Annotated in this window: 20 protein-coding genes; 13 read left to right on the top strand and 7 right to left on the bottom strand. The window is 65.7% G+C overall.

The features are described from left to right. Positions 1 to 95 precede the first annotated feature (95 nt). The gene (locus CMV14_RS11880; protein WP_066959095.1) at positions 96 to 263 is read left to right on the top strand and encodes a Flp family type IVb pilin; all 168 of its coding nucleotides are present in this window, start codon (positions 96 to 98) and stop codon (positions 261 to 263) included. A 278-nt stretch (positions 264 to 541) separates the two neighbouring features. On the opposite strand, the gene CMV14_RS11875 is transcribed toward CMV14_RS11880, so the two are convergent. The 3 genes from CMV14_RS11875 to CMV14_RS11865 form a co-directional block, all read right to left on the bottom strand. Continuing rightward, complete coding sequence (locus CMV14_RS11875; RefSeq protein WP_066959094.1) at positions 542 to 1,981, bottom strand: M48 family metalloprotease; 1,440 nt, start codon at positions 1,979 to 1,981, stop codon at positions 542 to 544. Between the two features lie 79 nt (positions 1,982 to 2,060). After that, positions 2,061 to 3,482 (bottom strand): M48 family metalloprotease, encoded by a 1,422-nt coding sequence (locus CMV14_RS11870; RefSeq protein ID WP_066959093.1) that lies wholly within the window; start codon positions 3,480 to 3,482, stop codon positions 2,061 to 2,063. 86 nt (positions 3,483 to 3,568) lie between these two features. Beyond that, positions 3,569 to 4,510: an acetyl-CoA carboxylase carboxyltransferase subunit alpha gene (locus CMV14_RS11865; RefSeq protein WP_066959092.1), complete on the bottom strand. Its 942-nt coding sequence runs from the start codon at positions 4,508 to 4,510 to the stop codon at positions 3,569 to 3,571. Between the two features lie 168 nt (positions 4,511 to 4,678). On the opposite strand from CMV14_RS11865, the gene CMV14_RS11860 reads away from it, so the two are divergent. The 9 genes from CMV14_RS11860 (at position 4,679) to CMV14_RS11820 (ending at position 14,111) form a co-directional block, all read left to right on the top strand. Then, complete coding sequence (locus tag CMV14_RS11860; RefSeq protein ID WP_066959091.1) at positions 4,679 to 5,149, top strand: Hsp20 family protein; 471 nt, start codon at positions 4,679 to 4,681, stop codon at positions 5,147 to 5,149. A 250-nt stretch (positions 5,150 to 5,399) separates the two neighbouring features. Beyond that, the gene (locus CMV14_RS11855) at positions 5,400 to 5,954 is read left to right on the top strand and encodes a F0F1 ATP synthase subunit delta (protein ID WP_066959090.1); all 555 of its coding nucleotides are present in this window, start codon (positions 5,400 to 5,402) and stop codon (positions 5,952 to 5,954) included. A gap of 2 nt (positions 5,955 to 5,956) precedes the next feature. Continuing rightward, entirely contained in the window at positions 5,957 to 7,486 is a 1,530-nt protein-coding gene (atpA, locus tag CMV14_RS11850; protein ID WP_066959089.1) for a F0F1 ATP synthase subunit alpha, read from the top strand. Between the two features lie 56 nt (positions 7,487 to 7,542). Beyond that, positions 7,543 to 8,427, top strand: a complete 885-nt coding sequence (locus CMV14_RS11845; protein ID WP_066959088.1) for a F0F1 ATP synthase subunit gamma — start codon at positions 7,543 to 7,545, stop codon at positions 8,425 to 8,427. A gap of 27 nt (positions 8,428 to 8,454) precedes the next feature. After that, positions 8,455 to 9,903, top strand: coding sequence for a F0F1 ATP synthase subunit beta (atpD, locus tag CMV14_RS11840; protein WP_066959087.1), 1,449 nt, complete (start codon positions 8,455 to 8,457; stop codon positions 9,901 to 9,903). After that, on the top strand, positions 9,903 to 10,091 hold the full coding sequence (locus CMV14_RS11835; RefSeq protein ID WP_066959086.1) for an eL24 family ribosomal protein: 189 nt from the start codon (positions 9,903 to 9,905) through the stop codon (positions 10,089 to 10,091). Before atpD ends, CMV14_RS11835 begins: the two co-directional genes overlap by 1 nt. A 2-nt stretch (positions 10,092 to 10,093) precedes the next feature. After that, on the top strand, positions 10,094 to 10,357 hold the full coding sequence (locus CMV14_RS11830; protein WP_066959085.1) for an ATP synthase F1 subunit epsilon: 264 nt from the start codon (positions 10,094 to 10,096) through the stop codon (positions 10,355 to 10,357). Between the two features lie 272 nt (positions 10,358 to 10,629). Continuing rightward, positions 10,630 to 12,441, top strand: coding sequence for a M10 family metallopeptidase C-terminal domain-containing protein (locus tag CMV14_RS11825; RefSeq protein ID WP_066959084.1), 1,812 nt, complete (start codon positions 10,630 to 10,632; stop codon positions 12,439 to 12,441). 92 nt (positions 12,442 to 12,533) lie between these two features. Continuing rightward, positions 12,534 to 14,111 carry a TadA family conjugal transfer-associated ATPase gene (locus tag CMV14_RS11820; RefSeq protein ID WP_066959083.1) on the top strand — a complete coding sequence of 526 codons (1,578 nt, stop codon included), beginning with the start codon at positions 12,534 to 12,536 and terminating at the stop codon, positions 14,109 to 14,111. Here the strand turns inward: CMV14_RS11820 and CMV14_RS11815 are convergent. After that, on the bottom strand, positions 14,108 to 14,305 hold the full coding sequence (locus tag CMV14_RS11815; RefSeq protein WP_066959082.1) for a hypothetical protein: 198 nt from the start codon (positions 14,303 to 14,305) through the stop codon (positions 14,108 to 14,110). The two genes, CMV14_RS11820 and CMV14_RS11815, sit on opposite strands and share 4 nt — an antisense overlap. Before the next feature lie 82 nt (positions 14,306 to 14,387). On the opposite strand from CMV14_RS11815, the gene CMV14_RS11810 reads away from it, so the two are divergent. Further along, positions 14,388 to 15,155: a class I SAM-dependent methyltransferase gene (locus CMV14_RS11810; RefSeq protein ID WP_096367718.1), complete on the top strand. Its 768-nt coding sequence runs from the start codon at positions 14,388 to 14,390 to the stop codon at positions 15,153 to 15,155. A 250-nt stretch (positions 15,156 to 15,405) separates the two neighbouring features. Here CMV14_RS11810 and CMV14_RS11805 read toward each other — a convergent pair whose 3' ends face one another. The 3 genes from CMV14_RS11805 to CMV14_RS11795 are packed head-to-tail and all read right to left on the bottom strand — an operon-like array spanning position 15,406 to position 16,999. Beyond that, on the bottom strand, positions 15,406 to 16,122 hold the full coding sequence (locus tag CMV14_RS11805) for an NAD-dependent deacylase (RefSeq protein WP_066959080.1): 717 nt from the start codon (positions 16,120 to 16,122) through the stop codon (positions 15,406 to 15,408). Then, positions 16,119 to 16,676, bottom strand: coding sequence for a DUF922 domain-containing protein (locus CMV14_RS11800; protein ID WP_066959079.1), 558 nt, complete (start codon positions 16,674 to 16,676; stop codon positions 16,119 to 16,121). Before CMV14_RS11800 ends, CMV14_RS11805 begins: the two co-directional genes overlap by 4 nt. Further along, the gene (locus tag CMV14_RS11795; RefSeq protein ID WP_238147272.1) at positions 16,673 to 16,999 is read right to left on the bottom strand and encodes a cupin domain-containing protein; all 327 of its coding nucleotides are present in this window, start codon (positions 16,997 to 16,999) and stop codon (positions 16,673 to 16,675) included. Before CMV14_RS11795 ends, CMV14_RS11800 begins: the two co-directional genes overlap by 4 nt. Before the next feature lie 127 nt (positions 17,000 to 17,126). Here CMV14_RS11795 and dapB point away from each other — a divergent pair, with 127 nt between their 5' ends. Further along, on the top strand, positions 17,127 to 17,885 hold the full coding sequence (gene dapB, locus CMV14_RS11790; protein ID WP_066959077.1) for a 4-hydroxy-tetrahydrodipicolinate reductase: 759 nt from the start codon (positions 17,127 to 17,129) through the stop codon (positions 17,883 to 17,885). Further along, positions 17,882 to 18,526 carry an endonuclease III gene (nth, locus tag CMV14_RS11785; RefSeq protein WP_066959076.1) on the top strand — a complete coding sequence of 215 codons (645 nt, stop codon included), beginning with the start codon at positions 17,882 to 17,884 and terminating at the stop codon, positions 18,524 to 18,526. The genes dapB and nth overlap by 4 nt, the downstream gene beginning before the upstream one ends. The last annotated feature ends 34 nt before the right edge of the window (positions 18,527 to 18,560 follow it).

Here is an 18,560-nt window from a genome sequence, read left to right as displayed (position 1 = left end):
TAACTGCCCCGCTAAGGTGCAGATGTTGGCCGCACGGTTGAAGGGCCAGCCGGGCCGGAGACACCACCCGCAATCGGGAAGTGGGAGTAAGAGTTATGAAGTTCATTGCGAAGCTGCTGAAGAACAACAAGGGCGCCACCGCGATCGAATATGGTCTGATCGCCGCCCTCATCGCCGTCGCCGCGATCACCGCGATGACGAGTCTCGGCAACCAGCTGCAGAAGACGTTCACCAACGTCTCCAACAACATGAAGGCTAGCTAAGAGCCAAAGCCTTTTAACGGCTTAAGGCTGGCTTCGAGGGCGGCGGGAGCGATCCTGCCGCCCTTTTGCGTTGTTTGTTTTGCCCTCAAGCGCCGGCGCAGGGCATCCGCCCTGCTTGGCTTTCCTCGCAATAAGCTCGGACGCGCTGCACGCGCTTGCCTCTCCGATCCTCTCATTGGCCTCGAATGCGGCTAGCCCAAATCCCGTCATGCCGCCGCAGCCCGGCATCCGGGAGAGATGAGAGACATCGGCTCCAAATCCGCCGAGGTGACGCTTTCCTAATTCCGCACAATCACCTTCACCCTCTGGCCGGGAGTCAGCTTCGCGCCACGGTCAAGCGCGTTGAGAACCAGGAAGCGATCCAGAGGCGAATCCGGGAAGGCCATCATCCGGGCGAAGGTATCGGGGGTCTCCCCGGGCTTGACCTTGAGCACCTTGACCTTGAGCGGGCGCACGCCCTGCGCCTCGGCGGCGGTCATGCGGCGCATGCTTTCGACCAGCGGCTCGAACGGGCCGATTCCCTGCCCCGCGCGGGTCAGCGTCACGAAATGATAGGCGGTCGATCCATTGTCGGGTCGATAGGCGAACACGCCGACGTCAAGCTGCCCCGCATTGCTGTTGGCCCGGGCGAAGGCGTAGCGGAAGTCCACACCACTCGCCTGGCCGCCCCGAATGTCGCCGGGCCGGCTGTTGCCGCCGAGCGACGAGAAGACCTGGCCGATATAATCGTCGAGCCCGCCCATTCCGATCCGTCCGCCGGAAAAACTGGCCTGGCTGCCCGACGCGCTGATCGTGACGGCATCGTCCGCATTGTTGACCGCGAACCCCTTCGGCACGGTGAAGGCAAGCCGCTGGCTCGGCAGCTTGAACTCCTGGCCTTCCAGGAATCCCTTCGCCGGATCATCACCCCAGACCAGGCCGTCCACGGCATCCAGCAAGGCATCGCGCGAGCGATTGCCCTTCCCGGCCCTGCCGGTCGCCTGCGCCTTGCCCTGCGCGCGCTTCACGCGGTCGGCCGAGTTGGGATGGGTGCTGGCCCAGCTCGGCAGGGAGGATTTGCGCCCTGCGATGCCGGCCTCCAGCGATTCCTGGGCCCCCAGGATGGCGAGCATGTCCGACGAAGCGAGCGGATCATAGCCCGCCGTCGAGAGGTAGCGGACGCCGAGATCGTCAGCCTGATATTCCTGGGTGCGCGAGAAGCCCTTGGTGATCAGGTCCGCGCCCAGCCCCGCCCCGCGCCCGACGAGATTGCCCATCCCCGAATTGCCGGCGACGGCGCCGATGACCCCGGCAAGCACCTGGGTGATGGTGGCGGTCTGCTGGCGCTTGGCGCCGTGGCGCGCGGCGACATGGCCGACCTCATGGCCCAGCACCGAGGCCAGTTCCGCCTCGTCATTCATCAGCGCGAGCAGGCCGCGGGTGACGTAGACATAGCCGCCCGGGATGGCGAAGGCGTTGTTGACCGGGGAATCGAGCAGGGTGACGGTGAAGTCCCGCTCCGAATTGGACAGGCCAGACTGGACCGCGATCTTGCGCCCCACCCGCGTCACATAGTCCGCCGCAGGCCCCTTCATCGCCCCGCCGAACTGCTGGACGAGTTGGGGATGTGCCTCCGCCCCCGCCTTCTTGTCGCTGGCCGAAATCGACTGGACCTGGGCGAGAGCCAGTTGCGGCACCGCGCATAGCGACAGGCCGGCCCACAGCAGGATCTTGTTCATACCATTCCTCCCATCGCGTGCATAAAGCAGCTGCGACCTGAACGGTTCCGTTACGACAGCCGCCGACCCCGCATCGAGTTCAGCGCTGCAACAGTTTGACCGACGTGCCGGGCGTCAATGCCGCCCCGGGCTCCAGCCCGTTGATCAGCAGGAACTGGGCGAGCCCATCTTCGGGCACCGCCATCTGCGCGGCGAGCCGCTCGATCGTATCTCCGGGCTGGACGGTGACGATCTTCAACCGGGGCGGGCGGAGGTCGATCCTTTCACCGGCAGGAATCGATCGCACGCTTTCGACCATCGCGGCGAACGGGCCCAGACCGGCGCCCTCGGGTGCCCATGTGGTGATGCTGTAGATCCGACGCTGGATGGGATCGCGGTAGACGATGGCGTCGATATCCACCGGCCGCCCCGCTGGCGTTTCGCCCAGGCCGGCAGCGTAGCGCACCTCGAGACCATTGATCTTCGCCGACTGGATGCGGAAGCGCTGAATCGCGCCCGCTCGGCTGAGCACCTCATCAGGCGCGCCGGAAAAGGGGCCTTCGAGCCACTGCTCGCTGAACTGCGCTTGGCTGCCGCGCGCGGTGATCGACACGCCACGCTCGCTGGTCGTGACCAGCGTGTCGGGCGGTATGGTGAACGCCATGCGCTGCTGCGGCAGCTTGAATTCATGACCGTCGAAAAAGCCCTCTTCGGCCTTTGTGCCATAGGCAAGGCCATCGATCGCGGCGAGATAGGCCGCGCGATTACGCTCGCCCTGCCCCTGCTTGCCGGTCTTCGCCGCCTCCTGCCGGGCACGGGCGACGCGCGCGGCGGTTTCGGGATGGTCACCCTTGGGGGTCTTCTCGCCTGGCTGCCTGAGCGAGAACCGGGCCATGCTGTCCTGATAGCGCTGCATCGCCCCGAAAGCGTCTGCGGCGGCGGCAGGATCATAGCCGGCCGCGGCCAGATAGCGCACGCCGAGATCATCGGCGACATATTCGTCCCCCCGCGCGAATCCCAGGTTCAGATCGACCATCGCCTTGCCGGCCAGCTGGCCCACCGGCGCTCCGCCGACGATCCTCATCGAAATCGCGAAGATGTTCGACATCGTCTGGCGCTGCTGCCCCAGGCGGACGTGGCGCTTCGCGACATGGCCGACCTCATGGCCCAATACCGCCGCCAGTTCGGCCTCGTCGTTCATCAGCGCGAGCAGCCCTCGTGTCGCGTAGATATAGCCGCCCATGGTCGCGAGGGCCTGGAACTCGGGCGTATCGAGCAGGGTGACGGTGAAATCGTCGCCGGTGCGCGACAGGCGCGCCTCGACCGCAACACGCCGCCCCACCCGGGTCAGCATATCGGCCGCCGGGCCGGTCATCGCGCCACCATATTGCCGGACGACGTCGGCATGGGAGGCCGCGCCTACCCGCTTGTCCGCTTCCGACATGCCCGAGGGAGCGGCAGCCTCGCCGACGATCGGACAGCTTGCCGCCAACATCAGTGCGATTGCCAAGGATGATCTCATCTGCGCGCCCCTTCGCCGAAGAAGCGGTGATAGATCAGTATCTCGACGGGATCATCCGGATATTGCGCCGTATCCGACCGTAACGATCATCCAATCGCCAGGAACTTCTCCCGCCGCGCAGCGCGCAGCGCGGCGGGCTTCTTGCCGGCCAGCTTGTCCAGTTCCTGGCCGATCGCCGCACCCAGGGCGGCGATCGCCGCGGCCGGATCGCGATGCGCGCCGCCGATCGGCTCGGGCACCACCCGGTCGACCACGCCGAGCTTCTCCAGATCGGCAGCGGTCACCTTCATCGCCTCGGCGGCATCGGCCGCCCTGTCGCCGGTGCGCCACAGGATCGAGGCGCAGCCCTCCGGCGAGATGACCGAATAGACGGCATGCTCGAACATCAGCACCTTGTTCGCCGCCGCGACGGCGATGGCGCCGCCCGAACCGCCCTCGCCGACGATCGCCGCGACCATCGGCACGCCGAGCGCAAGGCAGGCTTCCGTCGAGCGGGCGATCGCCTCGGCCTGGCCGCGTTCCTCGGCCTGGATGCCGGGAAAGGCGCCCGACGTATCGACCAGGCTGACCACCGGAAGACCGAAGCGATCGGCCAGTTCCATCAGGCGGATCGCCTTGCGATAGCCCTCCGGCTTGGCCATGCCGAAATTGTGGCGGATGCGCGAGGCGGTATCGTTGCCCTTTTCGTGGCCGATCACCACCACCCGGCGATCCCCGAGCCGGCCGAGGCCGCCCATGATCGCCTGATCGTCGGCAAAGGCGCGGTCGCCGGCCAGCGGCACGAAATCGCTGATGAAACCCGCGACATAATCCTTGAAGTGCGGCCGTTCGGGATGGCGCGCGACCTGGGTCTTCTGCCAGGGCGTCAGCTTCCCGTAAGTGTCGCGGAGCAGCTTCTCCGACTTGGCCTCGAGCTTCGAGACCTCGCTCTCGATATCGAGCGATCCGGCGTCGGCGGTGGAGCGAAGCTCGGCGACCTTGGCCTGGAGCTCCGCGATGGGCTTTTCGAATTCGAGATAGGCGACCATCGGCCCCGGTTAGGCGGGCGAACCGCATCCGTCAACGAAGCCCTTGAAGCCGCGCACCGCCTTACTATCTCGAAATCCGTCGGCCGTCGCCATTCGGGGCGGCTGGCATGGCCCGGCGGATGACCCGCGGGCTTCATGGTCAACATCGCTTGTTGAAGGAAACAGACTATGCGTAGCACTCTCGATTTCGCCCCCCTCCTCCGTTCCTCGATCGGTTTCGAGAATCTCAACCGCCTCGTCGACTTCGCGCGCGGCGACAGCGACGCCTACCCGCCCTACAATATCGAGAAGACGGGTGACGGCGCCTATCGCATCCAGATGGCCCTCGCCGGCTTCACCCGCGACGAGATCGACGTCACCGTCCAGGACAATATGCTGATCATCATCGGCCGCGCCGGCGAGCCCGCCGAGGATGGCAAGCGCGAATTCCTGCACCGTGGCATCGCCAAGCGGGCGTTCGAGCGCCGCTTCCAGCTCGCCGACACCATCAAGGTGACGAGCGCGGGCTATGAGAACGGCCTGCTCAATGTCGAGCTAGTTCGCGAGATCCCCGAGCACAAGAAGCCGCGCCGCATCGCGATCGACGGCGTCGAGCCCAGCGCGGTGATCGACGCGGAGCCCAGCAAGGCCGCCGCGTAACGACGCCGCATCCGATTTGAGGAAGAGGAAAGCCGGGCCGGCGACGGTCCGGCTTTTCGATTCCAAGCACCCTGCCAATCCTCCGTCATCGGTGTCGAAAGCCCCACTTTATAACGACACGGTATCTTTTGGCCGCACCGCCTTGCATCATCGGGACACCCCTGCTAACCGGCCCGCGAAACCATGCGGGGACGCCTAGCGGCGCCCCCTTTTTCGCATGGCCCAACCTACTCTGGGGGAATGGACGCGCGTGGAGAATTCCGGCGGTATTCAGGCTAGCCTCAGCGGACGTTATGCGACCGCCCTGTTCGATCTCGCCCGTGACGAGAAGGCGATCGACGCCGTCTCCGCGAGCCTTCAGACGCTCAAGGGCGCGCTGACCGAGTCGGAGGATTTCCGCCGGCTCACGACCAGCCCGCTGGTGTCGCGCGAGACCGCGCTGAAGGCGGTGGCCGCCGCAGCGGCCGCGCTGGGCGTCGACCCGCTTACCACCAAGTTCCTCGGCGTGCTCGCGCAGAACCGCCGGCTCGGCCAGCTCGGCGCGGTGATCCGCGCCTTCGGCCAGCTCGCCGCCCACCATCGTGGCGAGACCACCGCCGAGGTAACCTCGGCGCATCCGCTGAGCGCGACCCAGCTCAAGGCGCTCAAGGCCAAGCTCAAGACCCAGCTCGCCCGCGACGTCGCGGTCGACGTCACTGTAGACCCGTCCATCCTCGGCGGCCTGATCGTCAAGATCGGCTCGCGCCAGATCGACGGCTCGATCCGCTCCAAACTGAACTCCCTCGCGATTGCGATGAAAGGCTGAACATGGATATCCGCGCCGCAGAAATCTCCAAGGTCATCCGTGACCAGATCGCCAGCTTCGGCAGCGAAGCGCAGGTCTCCGAAGTCGGCCAGGTGCTGTCGGTCGGCGACGGCATCGCCCGCATCCACGGCCTCGACAATGTCCAGGCCGGCGAGATGATCGAGTTCGCCAACGGCATCAAGGGCATGGCCCTCAACCTCGAAGCCGACAATGTCGGCGCCGTGATCTTCGGCTCGGACGCCCAGATCAAGGAAGGCGACACCGTCAAGCGCACCGGCACCATCGTGGACGTGCCGGTCGGCAAGGGGCTGCTCGGCCGCGTGGTCGACGGCCTGGGCAACCCGATCGACGGCAAGGGCCCGATCGACGCCACCCAGCGCAGCCGCGTCGAGGTGAAGGCGCCCGGCATCATCCCGCGCAAGTCGGTGCATGAGCCGGTGCAGACCGGCCTCAAGGCGCTCGACGCGCTCGTGCCGGTCGGCCGTGGCCAGCGCGAGCTGATCATCGGCGACCGCCAGACCGGCAAGTCGGCCGTCGCGATCGACACCTTCATCAACCAGAAGAGCGCGAACGCCGGCACCGACGAGTCGAAGAAGCTCTACTGCGTCTATGTCGCGGTCGGCCAGAAGCGTTCGACCGTCGCCCAGCTGGTCCGCACCCTGGAAGAGAATGGCGCGATGGAATATTCGATCGTGGTCGCCGCGACCGCGTCGGATCCCGCCCCGCTCCAGTTCCTCGCGCCCTATACCGGTTGCGCAATGGGCGAATATTTCCGTGACAACGGCATGCACGCCGTGATCGTCTATGACGACCTTTCCAAGCAGGCCGTCGCCTATCGTCAGATGTCGCTGCTGCTGCGCCGTCCGCCGGGCCGCGAAGCCTATCCCGGCGACGTCTTCTATCTTCACAGCCGCCTGCTCGAGCGCGCCGCGAAGATGAACGACGCCAACGGCAACGGCTCGCTGACCGCACTGCCCATCATTGAGACCCAGGCGGGCGACGTATCGGCCTACATCCCGACCAACGTGATCTCGATCACCGACGGCCAGATCTTCCTCGAGACCGACCTGTTCTACCAGGGCATCCGCCCGGCCATCAACGTCGGCCTCTCGGTGTCGCGCGTCGGTTCGGCCGCGCAGACCAAGGCGATGAAGAAGGTCGCCGGCTCGATCAAGCTGGAGCTGGCCCAGTATCGCGAAATGGCCGCCTTCGCCCAGTTCGGTTCGGACCTCGACGCCTCGACCCAGAAGCTGCTCAACCGCGGTGCGCGCCTGACCGAGCTGCTCAAGCAGCCGCAGTTCAACCCGCTGCCCTTCGAGGAGCAGGTGGCGTCGATCTTCGCCGGCGTGAACGGTTATCTCGACGCCTTCCCGGTTACCTCGGTGGTCCGCTTCGAGGCCGCGCTGCTGGGCGAACTCCGTTCCAAGCACGCCGCGATCCTCGCCGACATCCGCGACACCAAGGACCTGTCGGACGACACCAAGGGCAAGCTCAAGGCCGCCATCGAAGCCTTCGTGAAGACCTTCGCCTAACTCTTTGCGGCGCCGGATAAATCCGGCGCCGCACATCGAAGAAAGACGGACAGTAGATGCCCAGTCTGAAGAGCCTGAAGGTCCGCATCACCTCGGTGAAGTCGACCCAGAAGATCACAAAGGCGATGAAGATGGTCGCCGCCGCCAAGCTGCGCCGCGCGCAGCAGGCGGCCGAGGCCGGGCGCCCCTATGCGGAGCGCCTGAACGCGGTGATGGCCAGCCTCGCCTCGAAGGTGACGATCGGCCCGCAGAGCCCGAAGCTGCTCGCCGGCACGGGCAGCGACCAGGTCCACCTGCTCGTGGTCGCGACCTCCGAGCGCGGCCTGGCGGGTGCGTTCAACACCAATATCGTCCGCCTGGCGCGCAAGACCGCCGACGCCCTCATCGCCGAGGGCAAGACCGTGAAGTTCTACCTGATCGGCAAGAAGGGCCGCGCGGTCATCGCCCGTCTCTATCCCGGCAAGATCGTCCACCAGGTCGATCAGAGCCATATCAAGAACGTCGCCTTCAGCGATGCGCATGAGGTGTCCGAGGACCTGATCGCCCGCTATGCGGCAGGCGAGTTCGACGTCGCCCACCTGTTCTTCGCCCGCTTCCAGTCGGCGCTGGTGCAGGAGCCGACCGAATTGCAGATCATCCCGGTTCCGCTGACTCCCAACGAGGGCGCCGCCGCCCAGGGGGCGTCGGCCGCGGTGGAATATGAGCCCGACGAGGAGGCGATCCTCACCGAGCTGCTGCCGCGCAACGTGGCGATCCAGCTGTTCCGGGCGATGCTGGAGAATGCCGCGTCCGAGCAGGGCAGCCGCATGACCGCGATGGACAACGCCACCCGCAACGCCGGTGACATGATCAACCGCCTGACCATCCAGTACAACCGGACCCGCCAGGCCGCGATCACCACCGAACTCGTCGAAATCATCTCGGGCGCCGAAGCGCTCTAACGAACCAGGCCAGCAAGGAACCGCATCATGGCTACCACCACCAACAATGTCGGGCGCATCAGCCAGGTCATCGGCGCCGTCGTCGACGTGACCTTCGAAAGCGACCTGCCAGCGATCCTGAGCGCGCTCGAGACCAAGAATGGCGACAACCGCCTGGTCCTCGAAGTCGCCCAGCACCTTGGCGAGAAGACCGTCCGTACCATCGCGATGGACGCGACCGAGGGCCTGACCCGTGGCCAGGAAGTAACCGACACCGGTTCGCAGATTCGCGTGCCCGTCGGCCCGAAGACGCTCGGCCGCATCCTCAACGTCGTCGGCGAGCCGATCGACGAGCGCGGCCCGGTCGGTGCCGAGACCACCGCCCCGATCCACGCCGATGCCCCCCTGTTCATCGACCAGTCGACGGAGACCTCGATCCTCGTCACCGGCATCAAGGTGATCGACCTGCTCGCGCCTTATGCGAAGGGCGGCAAGATCGGCCTGTTCGGCGGCGCCGGCGTGGGCAAGACCGTGCTCATCCAGGAGCTGATCAACAACATCGCCAAAGGCCATGGCGGCACCTCGGTGTTCGCCGGCGTCGGCGAGCGGACCCGTGAGGGCAACGATCTCTATCACGAGTTCCTCGACGCGGGCGTTATCGCCAAGGATGCCGACGGCAACCCGACCCCGGAGGGCTCGAAGGTCGCGCTGGTGTTCGGCCAGATGAACGAGCCGCCGGGCGCCCGCGCCCGCGTCGCCCTCTCGGGCCTGACGATCGCCGAATATTTCCGCGACGTCGAAGGCCAGGACGTGCTGTTCTTCGTCGACAACATCTTCCGCTTCACCCAGGCGGGCTCGGAAGTGTCGGCGCTGCTCGGCCGCATCCCCTCGGCGGTGGGCTATCAGCCGACCCTGTCGACCGACATGGGCGCGCTGCAGGAGCGCATCACCTCGACCAACAAGGGTTCGATCACCTCGGTGCAGGCGATCTACGTGCCCGCCGACGACCTTACCGATCCGGCGCCGGCCACCTCCTTCGCCCACCTCGACGCCACCACCGTGCTGTCGCGCGCCATTTCGGAGCTGGGCATCTACCCGGCGGTCGACCCGCTCGACTCGACCTCGCGCGTGCTGGAACCCCGCGTCGTCGGTCAGGAGCATTACGAGACCGCCCGCGCCGTCCAGGAGACGCTGCAGAAGTACAAGTCGCTGCAGGACATCATCGCCATCCTGGGCATGGACGAGCTGTCGGAAGAGGACAAGCTGACGGTGCAGCGCGCCCGCAAGATCCAGCGCTTCCTGTCGCAGCCCTTCCACGTCGCCGAAGTCTTCACCGGCATCAGCGGCAAGTTCGTCTCGATCGAGGACACGGTGAAGTCGTTCAAGGCCGTCGTCGACGGCGAATATGATCACCTGCCCGAGGCGGCCTTCTACATGGTCGGCGGCATCGACGAGGTGGTCGAGAAGGCCAAGAAGCTGGCCGCCGAAGCGGCCTGATGGCGGACGGGCTGCGCCTCGCGGACGCGGTCAACGAGACCTGCCCCTGGTCGGGTAAACCGATCTCGGCGGACTCGCTGACCGTCTACAAGGGCGCGGTCGTCGGCTTCTGCAACCCCGGTTGCCGGGACAAGTTCGAAAAGGCCACCACGGCCTTCGACAGCGCCCTGCAAGGGAAACAGGACTGAACATGGCAGATCTGCATTTCGAACTCGTCACCCCTGAAAAGCTGCTCCGCTCGGAGGAGGTCTACATGGTGGTGGTGCCCGGCACCGAGGGCGACTTCGGCGTGCTGGCGGGCCATGCGCCCTTCATGTCGACGGTTCGCACCGGCGAGCTCGCCATCTATTCGGGCCCGACCACGGTGGCGGCGCGCATCCATGTCGAGGGCGGTTTCGCCGAGGTCAACGAGAGGGGCCTGACGGTGCTGGCGGAGAAGGCCGAGGAAGCCTGACCCCTGCCCCTGCGGTACGAAAAGAGGCCCGGCCGCCATGCGGACCGGGCCTTTTTTCCGGAAGCAGGACAACCCCTGTTTTCCAGTTTCCACCAAGGCCGTGAGCCACCCCTCAGTCAGTTCCAGTCATTACGCCTCAAATGCGATGAATCGTGTTGCCGCCGGGCCTATCTTTTCAAACATGTCCGGATGCGTCATCTTCGGAAAGCTGTACGCAACATTGCTCTGCTAAATACCGTAAGGATAGTTGCGTACCGAGCGGGGTGAGGACGATGGCGTCCATCAATGCGATCCAGGATTCCGAGGTTACCTACATAACCGGAATCAATGCAGGCGGCGTTCTCGTCAGCCAGAGCTTCTGGACGTGGAATTCGGACAGTCCCGCTACCTATGGCGGCACCAACTACACTGCCAAATTCGGACCTGGCACCGCCGGAACCGGCGCGACCATCAGCTATGCCTTCGACACGGCATCGGCATGGAGCGTGACCGAGAAGGCGGCTTTCGCCAGCACGGCGGCCCTGTGGTCTTCCGTCGCCAATATCAGTTTCGTCGAAACCGGCCCGAGCGGCGCACAGATCATGCTCAGCCGTGGCAATGACGACACGGCATCGGGGGGCCAGAACCGCTTCGTCCCCGGGCAGACGGGCACCACCAATATGGGCACGGCATCGCGCGGCTCGATCGAGATCGACACCAGCGTCGAGGGTTTCGGCCCGCTCGGTGGGGCCTTCAGCGAATATGGCGGCTATCCCTACACCACGCTTGTCCATGAATGGGGCCATGTGCTCGGGCTCGGCCATGGCGGCCCCTATGACGAGGGCGTGACTGACAATGCGGTCGCCTACACCGCGTTCGACAATCGCGCCTATTCGATCATGTCCTATCTCGATCCGCCGCGCGATTTCTCCTGGGGGACGTCGCGGGCGAGCAACGGCCTGAACTATCGGAACGACCCGACGACGCCGATGATGCTCGATATCGTCGCGATCCAACGGATGTACGGCGTCGCCGTGAACACGCCGCTGTCGGGCGGCCAGACCTATGGCTTCAACAGCAATATCGGCGGCGAGATCGGCAAATATTTCGATTTCACCCAGAACAGCCGGCCGATCGTCACCATCTGGAACAAGGGTGCGAACAATACGCTCGACCTGTCGGGCTTCGGCACGGCGTCGAACGTCAATCTCAACGACGGCAGTTTCAGCAGCGTCGCGGGACTCAGCAACAATCTGGCGATCGCGTTCGGTACGCGGATCGATACCGCGATCACCGGCAGCGGCAACGATGCGGTGGCCGGCAACAACAACGGCAATTTCATCCTGGGCGGCGCCGGATCGGACTCGATCACCGGTGGCCAGGGCAACGATCATCTTTACGGCGGCGGCATCGTCGCCGTGGCTGGCGACGGTGCCGACAACATCAGCGGCGGATCGGGCAACGACTATATCCAGGGCAATGCCGGGGACGACCAGCTTCACGGGGAATCCGGTTCGGATCGTATCCAGGGCGGACAGGGCAATGACAGCGTCGCCGGCGGCGCGGGCAACGATACCGCCAACGGCAATCTCGGCAACGACACGATCGACGGCGGCGCCAACAATGATTCGCTGCGCGGCGGCCAAGGCAATGACAGCCTGGCGGGCGGCAGCGAAAACGATGTGTTGCAAGGCGATCTGGGCACCGACAATCTGGCCGGCGGCAGCGGCATCGACATGCTGACCGGCGGCAGCGACGCCGATATCTTCATCTTCAATGCCGGCGATGCCGCCTATGCGACCAGTGGCGGCCTGGCCAACATGACCGACATGATCGCCGACTTCACCGATGGTATCGACCGCATCCGGCTAAGCCAGGGCGTGCCCGCCAGTGTGCTGCAGGGCCAGGCTTTCGGCGACTTCACGTCAGCGGCGTCCGCCGCGCAGCAGATGCTGGGCAGCCAGGGCTCGTCGAACGTCGCGGCCCTGCGCGTCGGCAATGACAGCTTCCTGTTCTACGATACCGGCCCTTCCGCCCCCCTGGAAGCGATCAAGCTGGCGGGCTTTTCCAACCCCGCGCTGATCGGCACGGCCGACTTCGCCTGACCGGCTCCGCCGGCACGGTTAACCGTTTCTGAGGGCTTTGCCGCTACCGGTTGATCGTTCGGCCCGGACGAGGCCGTGGAGACTGGGTAGCGATGAGTGCATTCGGCAAGCGCGGGGCGATGACGCATGGGGCCAAGCCCGCCTTTGGCGTGGCCCGGCCGATGCATGGCGACAGCGCGCCGCTTTCCCCGGGCGGCCCGCTCACCGGCGGCCTGCAATTCCCGCCTATCGACAGTGGCGCGCTTCCCGGGGCCGGCAGCGACCCCTTTGCCGGCATGCCGAGCTTCGACGATCCGATCGCCGTAGATGAAGATCAGGTCGAACTCCCGAAACATGCCGATGCGATGGCGCGCCTCGCGATCCGCGAGGCGTCGTCGGGCGATGCCGGCCGCTCGCGGGTGGAAGGCTTCGAAGCGTCGATCCACAAGATCAAGGAGCAGGTGCTTCCCCGCCTGCTGGAGCGCGTCGACCCCGAAGCCGCCGCCTCGCTGAGCAAGGACGAACTGGCCGAGGAATTCCGCCCGATCATCGGCGAGGTGCTGGCGGAACTGCGCATCACCCTGAACCGGCGCGAACAGTTCGCGCTGGAAAAGGTGCTGGTCGACGAGCTGCTCGGCCTTGGGCCGCTGGAGGAACTGCTCGGCGATCCGCTGATCACCGATATCATGGTCAACGGCCCCGACCAGACCTATGTCGAGCGCAAGGGCAAGCTGGAGCTCGCCAAGATCAATTTCCGCGACGAGGAGCATCTGTTCCAGATCGCCCAGCGCATCGTCTCCAAGGTCGGCCGCCGCGTCGACCAGACCACGCCGCTGGCCGACGCCCGCCTGCTGGACGGCAGCCGCGTCAACGTCATCGTGCCGCCGCTGTCCTTGCGCGGCACCGCCATATCGATCCGCAAATTCTCGTCCAAGCCGATCACGCTGGACATGATGGCGCGCAGCGGATCGATGAGCGAGCAGATGGCGACGATGCTGAAGATCGCCGGAGCGAGCCGCTTCAATGTCGTCATTTCGGGCGGCACCGGATCGGGCAAGACGACGATGCTCAACGCGCTCTCGAAGATGATCGATCCGGGCGAACGCGTCATCACGATCGAGGACGCGGCCGAGCTTCGGCTGCAACAGCCGCACTGGCTGCCGCTGGAGACCCGCCCCGCCAATCTGGAAGGCCAGGGAGCGATCTCGATCCGCGACCTCGTCGTCAACGCGCTGCGCATGCGGCCCGACCGCATCATCCTGGGCGAAATCCGCGGGCCGGAATGTTTCGACATGCTGGCCGCGATGAACACCGGCCATGACGGCTCGATGTGCACTCTCCACTCCAACAGCCCGCGCGAGGCGCTGGCGCGCATGGAGAACATGGTGATGATGTCGGATATCAAGGTGCCGAAGGAGGCGATCTCCAAGCAGATAGCCGATTCGGTGGACCTGATCGTCCAGGTGAAGCGCCTGCGTGACGGCTCGCGCCGCGTGACGAGCGTGACCGAGGTGCTCGGCATGGAAGGCCCGGTGATCATCACCCAGGAACTGTTCAAGTTCGAATATCAGGCCGAGGACACCGAAGGTAAGATCATCGGCGAATATGTTTCCTCCGGCCTGCGCCCCTATACGATCGAGAAGGCCCGTATGTTCGGCTTCGATCAGCCCTTGCTCGAAGCCTGCCTCTAATCGTGGATCCACATCGCCGCGCACACCGCGGCGAGGATCAGCGCGAGGATCGTCACCAGCGGCCAGGGGATCAGGCCCGCCCTTCCCGCCTGCCGGTCGACATCGCGGCGATGGTGCCGCCAGCGGTCCGCCGCGACGGACAGCACCGCCAGCGCGACGAATGACAGGGTCGGCCAGGCAAAGTCGGATTGCACCTTATTCCCGCTCCGTCATGATTGACGCCTGATCCTTATCGGGAGAGTCCAGGTGCGCCACTTGTTTATTGCCGCGACGACCATGATGGTCGCTTTTGCCCCCGTCGCCGCCGCAACCGCCGCCAAGGCCGACCCGGCGATCGAGAAGGCGATCGCCGATCCGCGCCGCAGCGAGGCGAACCGGGCCCGCGACCAATATCGCCATCCTTCCGAGACGCTCGCCTTCTTCGAAGTGAAACCCGGCCAGACGGTGATCGAATATTCTCCCGGCGGCGGATGGTACACCGAGATCCTGGCGCCCGCCCTGAACGGCAAGGGCCGCTATGTGGCGATGACCGGCGTGCGCGGCGTTGCCAATACCCAGGCGATGCTCGACAAGAACAAGGCGTGGTTCGGCGCCACCGCGATCAGCGCCTTCGATCCCGCCGCGCCCTCCACCTTCCCCGCCGGCACCGCCGATCGGGTGCTGACCTTCCGCAACGTCCATAACCTGATCATGGCCGGTGACGCGGTGGCGGCGAAGGCCTTCGCCGACTTCTACGCGGCACTGAAGCCGGGCGGCATCCTCGGCGTGGTCGACCACCGGCTGCCTGAGGATATGGACAGCGCGAAGGAGAAGAAGAGCGGCTATATCAAGCGCTCGACGATCATCCGTCTCGCCACCGCCGCCGGCTTCAAGCTGGCCGGCGAGTCCGAGGTCAACGCCAACCCCAAGGACACTCATGACTGGCCCGAGGGCGTCTGGACGCTGCCGCCGACCTACAGGCTGGGGGATACCGACCGGGCGAAATATCAGGCGATCGGCGAAAGCGACCGGCTGACGCTGAAATTCGTAAAGCCGAAGGGCTGACGACCCGCCACACGGCTTACCCGTCACCCTGAACTTGGGCGTGTCATCAATCGCAAGGGAATAGAAAGGCGAGCGCGCCCTGAACTAGGCACGTCATTCCCGCGAAAGCGCGAATCCACGGTCACGATGGACAGGAGGCTCCTGCGGACCGCCGTCCATGGATTCCCGCTTTCGCGGAAAATGACGACAATGGATCAACTGATGAAACGCTCAAGTTCAGCATGACGCTGGATTTAGGGTCCGCTGTCCCTCAGCCCCCCGCCTGCGCCAGCAGTATTTCGTCCACCCAGGCGGGCACCAGCACGCTCGCGGGGCCCATCCGGCGTTCGTCGAAATCATAGCTGCCGGCCGAAGGCTCGAGGTTGAGTTCCAGCGTCCGCGCGCCGTGGTAACGGGCGCTTCGGACGAAGCCGGCGGCGGGATAGACCGCGCCCGAAGTGCCGATCGAGACGAACAGATCGGCCTGCGCCAGCGCCGTGTCGATACGGTCCATCTCATAGGGCATTTCGCCGAAGAAGACGATGTCGGGCCGCAGTGCGTCGGCCGTGCCGCAAGCGCCGCACAGGGTGCCATCCAGCATCGATCCGCCATAGCCGGCCCGATGACCGCATTGCTCGCACAGCGCCGACATCAGTTCGCCATGCATGTGCAGCAGTCGCTTCGCCCCCGCACGCTCATGGAGATCGTCGACATTCTGGGTGACGATCAGCAGATCGCCGCGCCATTCGCGGTCGAGCCGGGCGAGCGCCTCATGCGCCGGATTGGGATGGACGGTGCCGAGCGCTGCGCGGCGCTGATCGTAGAAATCGAGCACCAGCTCGCGGTTCCGCGCCAGCGCCTCGGGCGTGCAGATATCCTCGACCCGGTGCCCTTCCCACAATCCACCGGGGCCACGAAAGGTGTTCAGCCCGCTTTCGGCCGATATGCCGGCGCCGGTGAGGATCACGATATTCCGGATCTCGCTCATTCTTCCCCCGTCTGCGATATCTGCCGGATGCCATGATTGGTGTCGCGATCGTAATCGGCCTGGATCTTCTCAATCCGCGCCTGCACCTTCGCGGCAATCGCCCGGATGTCGCGGCAGGAGGCATCTTCCCCGGCGCGGGCGAAATCATTGCGATGCTCATAGGCGATGCTGGCATGGCCCGCCTCGTGAATCTCCAGGCCGCGCAGCGTGCGGCGCCAGAAGGCAAGCCCTTCCCGGGTGACCTCCCGCGTGACCAGGCGCGGCAGGACGACGAGGATCGACAGGCTCGCCATCGGATCGCTGACCCGGCACGCGGATCCGCGCCGCGTCTCCTGCCAGCCGACGCGCATGTGCCAGGCGGTGTGCGCCACCCCGTCGCCTTTCTGCGGCGCACGCGCGCGCATCGAGGCATAGATCTGCGCGGGCGTGGCGCCCTCTATGTCATAATATCGGAATTTGACGTTGGGGATGCCCGCGAACGGGTCGTCCGCCGCGAGCAGCGGCGCGGGAGCGACCAGCAGGACGGCAAGGGCGGCCCGGACGCGCGATATCATTCGCCGCCCTTCGGCCCCCAGAAGATCACCCAGGTCGCGAAGTCGTCGCTGAAATCCTCGAAGCGGTGGCGGGCATGTGCCTCCACGAAGATCGCGTCGCCGGGCTTGAAGGGCCGCCGCTCGTCCTTCTTGACGAAGAAGCCCGTGCCGGAAGCAATGATGTAGAGTTCATCCTGCTCGTGCGGTGCCTGGGGATCGTGCCCATGCGGCGCATAGATGCCGATCCGCATCGACCCGTGCCGAAGTGGATAGGTGAAGCGGGCCTCCGTCCCCTCGGGCAAGGCCGCGAGCGCCGATTCGAACGAGAACATCCAGTCGGTCATGATCACACTCCTGCCATGGCCACGCTTTCAGCATGTTGAACCAGACAAGGCCAGCGAGGATCAGCATGCTTGCGTCCTTCGCATGTCACAGCCATGAAGCGGCGCAGTTTCGGCAAGGGGGCTAGGCATGGCGAAGATCGGCATTTTGGGCGCGAACGGCCGGATGGGCCAGGCCATCGCGGCGATCGCCGGGGAACTGGGCGCCGAGATTTCGGGCGGGATCGATCTGGGCGGCGCCGTGTTCGGCCCGCATGGCGATGCGGCCGCGCTGGCCGCCGCCAGCGACGTGCTGGTCGACTTCTCGGCCCCCGACGCCCTTGCCGGCCATCTTGACGCCGCGCTGGCCGCAGGCGTGCCGATCGTGGTCGGCACGACCGGCCTGAAGCCCGCGCATCATGCCCAGATCGATGATGCCGTGGCCAGGGGCGCGGCCGTCCTCCAGACCGGCAACACCTCGCTCGGCATCAATCTGCTCGCCCATCTGGTGCGCGAGGCGGCCGCCCGGCTGGGCGACGACTGGGACATCGAAATTCTGGAGATGCATCATCGCCACAAGGTGGACGCCCCCTCCGGGACCGCGTTGCTGCTGGGGACGGCGGCCGCCGAAGGCCGCGGATCGAGCCCCGAGCTGCTCAACCGCTTCGACCGGATCGGCCATGGCAATGACAAGGCCCGTGAGACGGGGACGATCGGCTATGCCTCCCTGCGCGGCGGATCGGTGGCGGGCGACCATATGGTAATGCTAGCGACCGAAAATGAGCGGATCGAGCTGGGCCACCGCGCCGAAAGCCGCGCCATCTTCGCTCGCGGCGCGGTCAAGGCCTGCCTGTGGATGATCGGCAAGCCCGCCGGCCGCCACGCGATGAGCGACGTGCTGGGCCTGTGAAGAAGGCCGACGTCTTCGAGTTCTACCGGCGGCTGGCCGAGGCCGATCCCTCGCCGCAGACCGAACTCAACTATGTGAACCCCTATACCCTGCTGGTGGCCGTGGCACTGTCCGCGCAGGCGACCGACGTGGGGGTGAACAAGGCGACCGGCCCGCTCTTCGCCAAGGTGACGACACCGCAGGCGATGCTGGAACTGGGCGAGGACGGGCTGAAGCAGCACATCAAGACGATCGGGCTGTTCAACACCAAGGCGAAAAACGTGATCGCCGCCGCGCAGATCCTGGTCGACAAATATGGCGGCGAGGTGCCGCGGGATCGCGCGGCGCTGGAGGAACTGCCCGGCGTCGGGCGCAAGACCGCAAATGTCGTGATGAACACCGCCTTCGGCGCGGAGACGATCGCGGTCGACACCCATATCTTCCGGGTTTCGAACCGCACCGGCCTGGCGCCGGGCAAGAATGTCCTCCAGGTCGAGTTGAAGCTGGAGAAGGTGACGCCGAAGCCCTTTCTCCAGGGGGCTCACCACTGGCTGATCCTGCACGGCCGCTATATCTGCAAGGCGCGCAAGCCCGAATGCTGGCGCTGCCCGGTTGCCGATCTGTGCGCCTACAGGCCGAAGACGCCGGCGCCCATGCCGTGACGATACCCGTCTGAAGGATCGTCGCCCGGCTGAG

This window comes from Rhizorhabdus dicambivorans (assembly GCF_002355275.1).
In the GTDB taxonomy this organism is placed as follows: Bacteria; Pseudomonadota; Alphaproteobacteria; order Sphingomonadales; family Sphingomonadaceae; genus Rhizorhabdus; species Rhizorhabdus dicambivorans.
Note: the sequence above shows the minus strand (reverse complement) of the source record. Positions and strands in the feature narration are given on the sequence as shown.